Consider the following 9,652-nt stretch of genomic DNA (forward strand, 5'->3'; position numbering starts at 1 on the left):
CGAGGGCCTCAGCCAAGCACGCGAAGGCTCATGGAGAACGGTGGATATTGGTCCTGCACCGCCCACCAGGAGTTCTCAAAGGATCACTGACCCAAAAGAGGGAGCTTACTAGCAGTGCCGAAACGGTCAATGTGATATTCAACACCGTTGACCGGTACCGATCAACACAAGATCATCACAGCTCCTTAGTAATGAAAATCTAAAGGGGTGGGGTGGGGCGTGTTCACGCGAAGACCGCGGCACGGCTGGCGTCAGACGGTGCGGAGTGGGGCGATAGCCCTCACGCTGCTGGGGGGCGCGGTTCCGGCTGCCGGAGTGGGGGCGACTCCGGCACTCGCCGAGGACGCGGCGGCCTCGGTAACGGCTGACAGCACTCCGGAGTCGGAGGCGAGTGCTCTCGCGGCGAAGACCGGTGAGCGAGTGGCGGTGGACGCGGCGACCACCGAGTCGTCCCAGGTCTTTGCCAACCCTGACGGCACCTTCACGCAAGAGATGAACGCGGCTCCGGTTCGTGCCCGCAAGGACGACGGCACCTGGGCCCCCATCGACGGCTGGTCACGTTGGAGGACAAGGGGCGTGAGCTGAAGCTTGGTTGGCCCACCGCGCTCCCCGAGCCCCAGCTCGATGGTGCGACCGCCACCTACGCCGAAGTCCTCCCGGACGTCGATCTGAAACTGACCGCACTGAGCACCGGCTACACCTCGATACTCGTGGTCAAAACTGCGGATGCGGCAAAGAACCCTGCGCTCGCGACGATCAGGATGACCGTCTCCCGCAGTGCCCTGGACATCGCCCCGACGGCCGACGGCGGTTTCGTCGCGCGTGACGGTGACGGCACCCCGGTCTTCCAGAGCCCGGCGGGGCGGATGTGGGACTCGGCCGGCGACGCCCCGGTCACTGGTCCCGCCACGGCCGGCGTCAGCACGCAACTCGCCCGCACTGCTTCCTCAGCAGAGGCGGAGGTCGTGGGTGAGCCGGAGACGACGGACGCGGTCCCGCTGCCCGCCGCCGGGGGCGAGCCAGCCCCTTCCGAGGGCCCCGGCAGCGGTGACGCGGCGGCCGACCTCCCGCTCAAGGTCACCGGCACCACCCTGGAGATCACGCCCGATCCGGCCCTGCTCCACGGTGAGAACACCGTCTTCCCGCTCTACATCGACCCGCCGACCAAGGGCATCTCCCTGGGCGACTGGACGGCGCTTGCCTCCAACGGCGCCAAGTACTGGAAGTTCAGCGGCGACAAGGGCGTAGGGCGCTGCTCCAACTACGCCGGCTACCTCTGCTCCAGCAGCCCGTACACCCAGCGCATGTACTTCGAGTATCCGCTGTCGTCGATCCACGGCAAGAAGATCCTGGACGCGACGTTCGAGGTGTACATGGTTTGGTCGTTCACTTGCTCCCCGCAGACGTATGACCTGAACCGCGTGGACAAGGGCATCTCCGACAGCACCACCTGGTCGACCCGACCCACCGGCGTGGACCTGATGGGCGACCGGTGGGTGTCCTACGGGCGGGGCTCCCTGTGCGACCCCTCGCAGCCCGCGAACTGGGTGCGCTTCAGCGACAACGTGGCCGGCGGGGAGACCAACGAGAACCTGACGCCGACCCTCGCTTCCTACGCCGCGAACAAGACAGCGCAGATCACCTTCTCGCTGACCGCGCACGACGAGACCGACGCGGCCGCCTGGGCGCGGTTCCGCAACGACGCAAAGCTGTCGGTGACCTACGTCTCCTACCCGGACAAGCCGACCTCGTACGGCGTCCAGCAGGGCACCACCGGCCGCGCCTGCAACTCCTCCACGCTGCCCTTCGCCACCAGCGACACCACGCCGAAGATGCTCGCCACGGTGCAGTCGGTGGACGGCAGCCAGGCCCAACTGCGCGCCGACTTCGAGGTGTGGAAGGCCGACGGCTCCAGCCGCGTGTGGACCGCCAACTCACCAAGCGGCGCCTGGGTGGCCGACAACGCCGTACGCGACGCCAGCACCAGCACACTGACGGCGCAGACGGACTACCGGATGCGCGTCAAGACACAGGCGTATTACGTCACGGACCGGGGTGACTCCGGGGTCCTGGACTCTGCCTGGTCGTCCTGGTGCTACTTCCGCGTCGACACCGACTCGCCGCCGCCCCCGGTGATCAGCAGCGCGGACGGTGTCTACCAGCCGGCCGACACCGACACGGCCGCGGGCGGTGTGGGCACCCTGGGCAAGTTCACCTTCACCCCGGCGGACACCAATCCCAACATGGCCGGCATCCAGTCCGACGTCGTCAGCTACAAGTGGAAACTGAACAGCGGCCCGGTCTCCCCCCCCGATCAACGTGCCCCCGGGCACGGCCACCACTCAGTCGATCACCCCCAACCAGGCCGGTGAGAACACCATCCAGGTCTGGGGCTACGACGCCGCCGGCCACAGCTCGCTCACCGGCTACTACAGCTTCCTGGTCAAGGGCGCCGAGCTGCCTTCGGGCACCTGGCACCTGGACAACGCTCTCACCGACGCCGCCACCGCGACCCAGCACCCGCTGACCAACTCGGGGACCACCTGGGACTCCCTGGCCCGCAGCGGTCCCGGCGCGGCAAAGTTCAACGGCACGTCGGCCTACCTGTCCACCTCCGGCGCGGTCCTGGACACCACCAAGTCCTTCACCGTCTCAGCGTGGGCGCGGCTGACGAAGAATGACGTCAACTACACCGTCCTGTCCCAGGCGGGCACCAACGCCTCCGGGTTCTCGCTGTACTACTCCAGCTCTTACAAGGCGTGGATCTTCAACCGCCACCAGTCGGACGTCCTCAACCCCGCCATCACCCGTTCGGTCGGCACCAGGCCGCCGGTCCTCAACGTCTGGACCCACCTGGCGGGCGTCTACGACGCGGCGAACCAGACCATCCAGCTCTACGTCAACGGTGTCCCGCAGGGCGCCCCAGCGGCGTTCACCACCCCCTGGAAGGCATCCGGCAACCTGCAGGTCGGGCGGCTGTGGTACGACGGCACCGGCCGGGAGAACTTCTCCGGAACCATCGACGAGGTGAAGGTCTGGTCCCGCGCCCTCGCGGACACCGAGGTCACACACGACGCCTGGCTGGAGGACGAGGACCTCAGCGACGGCACCGCCGGCGACCCGATCCCGGCGCTCGTCGCCAAGTGGGACGCCACCGACACGGCGAACGCCACCGGCACCACCGTCAAGGACACCAGCGGCTTCGGCCGGAACCTCACCCTGAACGCGGCGACGCTCACCACGGTCAGCACCGGCGACCCGGACATCGGCGAAGAGGTCACCACCACCCAGACGATGACCCTGAACGGCACGAGCGCGTACGCCACCGCCACCGGCCCGTTCGTCGACGACACCGGTTCGTTCACCGCAACCGCCTGGGTCACGCTCGACCCCTCCAAGTTCACCGACACCACCAAGTCGTACACGGTGCAGGTGTTCGGCCAGTCGGGCACCAGCCAGTCCTCCTGGGGTGTCTGGTACGAGCAGCCAACTGGCAGCACCCAGGGCCGCTGGACGTTCGGCCGTCCCGACAAGGACGGCACCGGCGCGGTCTGGACCACCAACGCGTCCACCGCGTTCACCACGGCCCAGCTGGGAGTTCCGGTCATGCTGACGATCGTCTACGACGCCCAGGCGGCGGCCAACCCTGATGACACGTCCAAGCTCGGCGCGCTCAAGCTGTACGTCGACAGCGCGCAAATGGGTGACGAAGAAGGCGTGTCATACCCGGCCCCCTGGCAGGGCGGCGGGGCGTTCGAGATCGGCCGGGCGAAGATCAACGGCGCCGCCGCGCGCTACTTCCCCGGGACGATCGACAGCGTCCGCGTCTGGGCCGGAGCCACCTCCACCGACACGATCGCCAACCGGCGCAACGCCGAGCAGCGGTAGCGGCGAGGGCAGGGCGGGACGGGCTGATTGCCCTTCCTGCCCCGCCCGTCTTTCTTTTCTCTCTTCTGTCTCCCCCTTTTCTCCTTTTCCGACAACCGGGATATCACCGTGTCTTCATCACCTTTCCGCAGACGCGTGCCAGGGGCGGTTATACGCCGCTGGCTTGGTCGTGGCGGACTCGTCCTCTCCCTCTCCCTGCTGCCGCAAGTGGCCGTGCCCTCGGGCTACGACTTCGCGGCGCAGGCCCGCCCAGAGGCGGCACGCAGACTGGAGGACCGGCCCGACGCGAAGATCGACAAGGTGGGCGTGCTCAAGCCCGGCACCTCCAAGGCCCCCAAGGACAAGGCCGCCCCAGCGGTAGCGCAGACGCGTGAGCGGCTGAAGAAGGCCACCTGGCCGACGGCAGGCAAGGCCACCGCCGAGGTCCCGGCGGCCGGCAAGGCGTCCGTCACCGTAGGCGGGCTGAGCGTAAAGCTGGCCCAGGTGCCGGCAGCCAAGGCCGCGCAGCGCAAGGCGGTCGCCGCCGGTCCGGCGCGCGGGTGACGCTCGGCGTTCAGTCCCGGTCGGCCGCGCAGAAGGCGGGCGTCAACGGCGTGCTGCTGACCGTCGCCCCGTCCAAGACCGCGTCCGCCACCGGCACCGACAGGCTTCAGGTCTCGCTGAGCTACGCCTCCTTCAAGGACGCCTACGGCGGCAACTTCGGCCCCCGGCTGCGCCTGGTGACGCTTCCGGCGTGTGCCCTGACCATGCCGCAGAAGAAGTTGTGCCGTACCCAGACCCCGGTGCCGGGCACGGACAACGATGCTGCGTCACAGTCCGTCACGGGCACTGTCTCCACCCGCACGCCAATGCTGCTGGCGGCGTCGACGGACGGTTCAGGCAGCGGCGGCGGCAGCGACTACAGCGCCACCACGCTCTCCCCGACCGCGACCTGGGAGGCTGGCGGCAGCACGGGCGACTTCACCTGGAACTACCCGCTGCGGGTTCCCCCCGCGACCGCCGGTCCGTCGCCGAACCTGTCGATCTCCTACAACTTCGCCTCTGTGGACGGCCGTACGGCTGGGGAGAACAACCAGACCTCCGTGATCGGCGAAGGCTTCTCGATCACCGAGTCCTACATCGAGCGCAAGTACGGCTCGTGCAAGGACGACGGGCAGACCGGCAAGGGCGACCTGTGCTGGAAGTACGCCAACGCCACCCTCGTCCTCAACGGCAAGGCCGTCGAGCTGGTCAACACCTGTGCAGATAAGGCGGCTTGTGACAGCGCGGCCCTGTCGCAGGCGTCCGGCGGCAGCTGGAAGCTGAAGAACGAGGACGGCACCCGCGTCGAGCACCTGACCGGGGCCGCCAGCAACGGGGACGACAACACCGAGTACTGGAAGGTCACGGACGCCTCCGGCAACCAGTACTTTTTCGGCAAGCACCGCCTACCAGGCTGGAGCGACAAGGGCACCACAGACACCTCCGACGACGACCCGGTCACCAATTCCGTGTGGACGGTCCCGGTCTTCGGTGACGACCCCGGCGAGCCCTGCTACAAGTCGACCGGCTTCACCGACTCCTCCTGCTACCAGGCGTGGCGCTGGAACCTGGACTACGTCGTGGATACTCACGGCAACGCATCCACGTACTGGTACAGCAAGGAGACGAACTACTACTCCAAGAACGCCGACACCACGGTCAACGGCACCGCCTACACCCGCGGCGGCTACCTCAACCGCATCGACTACGGCCTGCGCAGCGACCTGATCTACAGCAAGCCCGCCGCGCAGCAGGTGCGTTTCACCTACGCCGAGCGGTGCCTGTCCTCGTGCACGAGCCTGACGGAGACCACCAAGGCCAACTGGCCGGACGTGCCCTTCTACATGATCTGCGCGTCCGGCACCAAGTGCACGACACAGATCGGCCCGTCCTTCTTCACCCGTAAGCGCCTGACCGACGTGACCACGTCAGTGTGGACCGGCAGCGACACCACCCAGCGTGACGTCGACACCTGGCACCTGGAGCAGGACTTCCCCGACACCGGTGACGCCTCCTCGCCGAGCCTGTGGCTAAAGTCCATCCAGAACACCGGCAAGGCCAACAGCACCACGGCCGCAATGCCGCCGATCGTCTTCGGCGGCATCCAGATGCCGAACCATGTCGAGGGCAGCGGCCCGGACACCCTGCGCTACATCAAGTGGCGCGTGCGGACCATCAAGACCGAGACCGGTTCGACCATCACCGTCAACTACTCGGACCCGGACTGCATCTGGGGTTCCAGCATGCCGACGGACATCGACAAGAACACCCGCCGCTGCTTCCCCGTCAAGTGGTCCCAGTCCGGGGCGACGCCGATCACCGATTGGTTCCACAAGTACGTCGTCACCTCGGTCTTCCAGGACGACCCCTACGGCCACGGCGACACGGCCGAGAAGTACTACGACTACCAGGGCGGTGCCGGCTGGGGTTATGCCGACGACGAGGGCATCACCAAGGTGTCCAACCGCACCTGGTCGCAGTGGCGCGGCTACGGCAAGGTCGTGGAGACTTCCGGCGACACTGAGGGCCCGCGCTCGAAAAAGTCCACGCTGTACATGCGCGGCCTGAACGGCGAGAAGGAACTCGACGGCACCGCCCGCGTGGAGAAGGTCACCGACTCCACCGGCACCGCCATCGACGACTCGCGCCAGTACGCCGGTTTCGTCCGCGAGACCATCATCTACAACGGTGCCGAAGAGGACAGCGGCACCATCAACACGCCCTGGTCCTACAAGACCGGCAGCCACACCTACATCTGGGGCACCACCGAGTCCTGGATCGTCCAGGCCGGCCAGACCAGCACCCGCACTAAGACCTCCACCGGTACCCGCACGGTCAACCAGAAGACCACGTACGACACCACGTACGGCATGCCGATCACCGTCGAGGACAGCGGCGACGCCGCCAAGACCGGTGACGAGTCCTGCGTCCGCACCAGCTACGCCCGGAACACCTCGGCCTGGCTGGTGAACCTGGTCTCGCGCACCGAGACGTACTCGGTGCCCTGCGCGACCATACCGACGGTCCCCGACGACGTCGTCTCCGACGTCACCACGGCCTACGACGGTCAGGCGGTCGGGGCGGCGCCCACCAAGGGCGAGATCAGCGCCTCCTATCGGGTGGCCAGCTACAACCCGGTCGACAAGACCCCGGTCTACCAGCAGGTCTCCGGTTCCACCTACGACAAGCTGGGCCGCCCGCTCACCGCGACCAACGCCCTGAACCGCACGGTCAGGACGACCTACGTCCCGGACGACACCGGCTACGGTCCGCTGACGGCCTTCTTCCCTCTATGGGAGGACCCGTTGTCGACGATCCAGAAGACGCGTCTGGCGGTGGCGTAGGGCTCTTGCTTCATGACCTCGGTGACCAGGTTCATGAACGGCACGATGCCGGTGGTGGGTTCGCAGCGGCCCAAGACGCGCGCTTGGTGGACGTCGTAGGCCGCCAGGTAGGCCAGGGCGCCGCCGCGCTTGTACTCGTGGTTGACGCGCGCGGCCCGGGCCTGTCCGGGTGCCAGGGTCAGGTGGCAGCGCCAGCGGGCCTGGATGGAGGTCTTCTCGTCCGCGGAGATCACCTGATCGAGATCCAGGCGGACTGGCAGCGCACGTACGCGGCGCTTGCCGTGCCTTGCCCGGTGCACACCACAACACTAGCGCCGCCGCCTGCAGTCCCTCTCACGCCAGTTGCTGTTTCACCCGTACTGGTCCAGGCCGGGCCGGGTGCCGGCGGCCCGGGTGGAGCTGCGCCGTCAGGCCCGCGCCTTGGAACGGCTGACGTGACGACGTACCTGGTTCGCCTCCAGTTCGAGGCCGGCGGGCCCGCGATCACCGGGGAGTGGGTCGACGGCGCGACCGCCCGCCGCACCTGGCGTGACTGGGTCGGGCTGTACGGCAGCGACGAGAAGGTCGCTATCCATCTGGCCGAGGAGGCCGACGGGAGCGAGCGGGTGCTGATGGCGTGGGAGCAGGGGCGCGTTGCCGAGACGGCATCCGGCGGCGGTCACCGATCCGAGAGCTAGCGGGTCTTCATGCCTTCCGCTGAGCCGCCCCCGCCGGAGGTTCGGGTGATCTTGCCCGATGGGCAGGAACTGCGGGGTCGGCTGCATGCCTGGGGCCAGTTCCCGAAGACGGGGTGGATGGCCTGGGTGGGGCTGCCCATGTGGGCCGACGACCCCGAGACCGAGACCGTCGAGCCGCGCGAGTACTGGGTCTGGCTCACCCCTGGCCAGGCGCAGCCGATCGACGGCGTCCGGTACGACGCCATCCCCCGCTACCCGCTGCGCCGCGAGGAGCCGACCGCGCAGGCGGCCGACCGGTGGGCCTGGAAGATCCAGCGGACCCGGGCCGTCGGCGGCCGGCCTGGTGCGCTTGTTGTGCACGTGTGGGACTGCGAGGAGGCGCCCCGGGAGGCGGAGGAGCTGGACGTACACGCGGCGCTGGAGGTGCTGCGCCGACCCGGCGCCACGGCCTGCACCGAGTGCGGTGCGGACGTCGCCCTCGGGCCGCTGATGTAGCGCGAGACCTTGTGGGACCTGTAGCGCCTGGGTCCTGTGAAGGCTGACGCCTCGTACATGTCCGGCGGCCTTCTTCTCAGGGAGCCGAAGGCCGCCGGATCGGCTGCTGCGGTCAGTGTCGCCAGCGGCGTGGGAGAAGCGATCGCCAGGTGAAGCGCTGACGGCGGACGCGGGGAGAGGGGGCCTGCTGGGGCGGGTCGGCGGGGATGGGCTGGGGCGGCGGCACGGCGGCAGCAGTGGGCGGCTGCGGCGTCGGCGTCTTGGGCGCGTCGGCCGGTTCGCCGGCGGCGGTGGCGGGGAGGGGGAGTTGGGTTGGGGGGGTCTGTGTGCGCTGCTGGGCGTGTTCACGGGCGCGGCGGCGCCGGTGGCGTTCGCGGCCGTGTTGGGCGCGTTCTAGGGCGGACATGGTGGCGTGCGCGGCGGCGGGCCGGAAGCCGGGCTGTTTGCCGAGGGCGAGCAGCGGCTGGGGGACCAGGCCCCACCAGGTGGCCGCATCGGCGGGATGCGGGTGGGAGATGGCCCAGTCCCGCTTCCAGGAGGCCATGTCGCCGCTCCAGTCCTCGCCGGGCTGGGGGGCGTAGGTGCGTTGGTGGGCGCCGTAGGGGAGGAGCACGGTGTCGTCGAGTGGCATAGTGGCGCTGGGTGGAGACAACGAGTTGCAGTGAGCGCGACCCGGCACCGGGGATACGAGGGGCCCACTCGGCGTCGGCCTCGGTCCGGATGGAAACATGTACGCCTCACGCGGCCGGCGTCCTGACCCGCCCGAGCCCCGGCGAAGTCCTCCAGCAGCGCGGTGGCCGCACCGGTGAGGGGGAGATCGGGCCAAGGCCGGCACCGAGTGGCGATGGCGCGAGCCGTATCCCGGGTGAGGGTGTGCGCTGGGGTGAACAGGGGAAGCTGGCCCCACACCTGCGGCTCCAACACGGTCGACCAGTGCCGCTCCACCGCGTGTTGCCTGTTCAGCTCACTTCTCCACTTGGCATTCACCCGCACGATCGGTGCCGAACAGGATCCGGCGGGACCGGTGCGTCCCGTCCCGCGCTCACGCCTGGCCAGCGGGCCGCGCGCGCTGCCGCCGAGCTGAGGGCAACCGTGGCCAGGGACAAGGGAACGTGCCCGCAGCTGTTTGGCGTGCCTGAGCTGGATGGTGCTCACTGGGCCTACATGCGATGGCTGTAAGCGTTGTCGGCGCCCAGCCAGTAGCCCAGGATCGTGAGGGTACGCAGA

Annotated in this window: 9 protein-coding genes; 7 read left to right on the plus strand and 2 right to left on the minus strand. The window is 68.6% G+C overall.

What is annotated here, in order from left to right:
- The first annotated feature begins 219 nt into the window (after nucleotides 1-219).
- The 5 genes from C3488_RS42015 (at nucleotide 220) to C3488_RS31245 (ending at nucleotide 7,253) form a co-directional block, all read left to right on the plus strand.
- Nucleotides 220-585, plus strand: a complete 366-nt coding sequence (locus C3488_RS42015) for a hypothetical protein (protein WP_258053784.1) — start codon at nucleotides 220-222, stop codon at nucleotides 583-585.
- The gene (locus tag C3488_RS42020; protein ID WP_258053785.1) at nucleotides 561-2,372 is read left to right on the plus strand and encodes a hypothetical protein; all 1,812 of its coding nucleotides are present in this window, start codon (nucleotides 561-563) and stop codon (nucleotides 2,370-2,372) included. The genes C3488_RS42015 and C3488_RS42020 overlap by 25 nt, the downstream gene beginning before the upstream one ends.
- The gene (locus tag C3488_RS42025; protein ID WP_258053786.1) at nucleotides 2,320-3,888 is read left to right on the plus strand and encodes a LamG domain-containing protein; all 1,569 of its coding nucleotides are present in this window, start codon (nucleotides 2,320-2,322) and stop codon (nucleotides 3,886-3,888) included. Before C3488_RS42020 ends, C3488_RS42025 begins: the two co-directional genes overlap by 53 nt.
- A gap of 207 nt (nucleotides 3,889-4,095) precedes the next feature.
- The gene (locus tag C3488_RS42030; protein ID WP_258053787.1) at nucleotides 4,096-4,431 is read left to right on the plus strand and encodes a hypothetical protein; all 336 of its coding nucleotides are present in this window, start codon (nucleotides 4,096-4,098) and stop codon (nucleotides 4,429-4,431) included.
- On the plus strand, nucleotides 4,428-7,253 hold the full coding sequence (locus C3488_RS31245; protein WP_258053788.1) for a hypothetical protein: 2,826 nt from the start codon (nucleotides 4,428-4,430) through the stop codon (nucleotides 7,251-7,253). Before C3488_RS42030 ends, C3488_RS31245 begins: the two co-directional genes overlap by 4 nt.
- Here the strand turns inward: C3488_RS31245 and C3488_RS42035 are convergent.
- Nucleotides 7,172-7,552, minus strand: coding sequence for a hypothetical protein (locus C3488_RS42035; RefSeq protein WP_258053791.1), 381 nt, complete (start codon nucleotides 7,550-7,552; stop codon nucleotides 7,172-7,174). The genes C3488_RS31245 and C3488_RS42035 overlap by 82 nt on opposite strands.
- 135 nt (nucleotides 7,553-7,687) lie before the next feature.
- On the opposite strand from C3488_RS42035, the gene C3488_RS31260 reads away from it, so the two are divergent.
- Together C3488_RS31260 and C3488_RS31265 are read left to right on the plus strand one after the other, a co-directional pair.
- The gene (locus C3488_RS31260; protein ID WP_103844253.1) at nucleotides 7,688-7,930 is read left to right on the plus strand and encodes a hypothetical protein; all 243 of its coding nucleotides are present in this window, start codon (nucleotides 7,688-7,690) and stop codon (nucleotides 7,928-7,930) included.
- 45 nt (nucleotides 7,931-7,975) lie between these two features.
- The gene (locus C3488_RS31265; RefSeq protein ID WP_258053789.1) at nucleotides 7,976-8,425 is read left to right on the plus strand and encodes a DUF6233 domain-containing protein; all 450 of its coding nucleotides are present in this window, start codon (nucleotides 7,976-7,978) and stop codon (nucleotides 8,423-8,425) included.
- Nucleotides 8,426-8,537: 112 nt separating this feature from the next.
- Here C3488_RS31265 and C3488_RS31270 read toward each other — a convergent pair whose 3' ends face one another.
- Entirely contained in the window at nucleotides 8,538-9,056 is a 519-nt protein-coding gene (locus tag C3488_RS31270; RefSeq protein WP_103844254.1) for a hypothetical protein, read from the minus strand.
- Between the last annotated feature and the right edge of the window lie 596 nt (nucleotides 9,057-9,652).

The sequence above is a fragment of the Streptomyces sp. Ru72 genome (assembly GCF_002920635.1).
In the GTDB taxonomy this organism is placed as follows: Bacteria; Actinomycetota; Actinomycetes; order Streptomycetales; family Streptomycetaceae; genus Streptomyces.

Excerpts from the sequence above, each read along its gene's own strand:
- C3488_RS31270 (WP_103844254.1), bottom strand. The coding sequence starts at position 9,056 with ATGCCACTCGACGACACCGTGCTCCTCCCCTACGGCGCCCACCAACGC.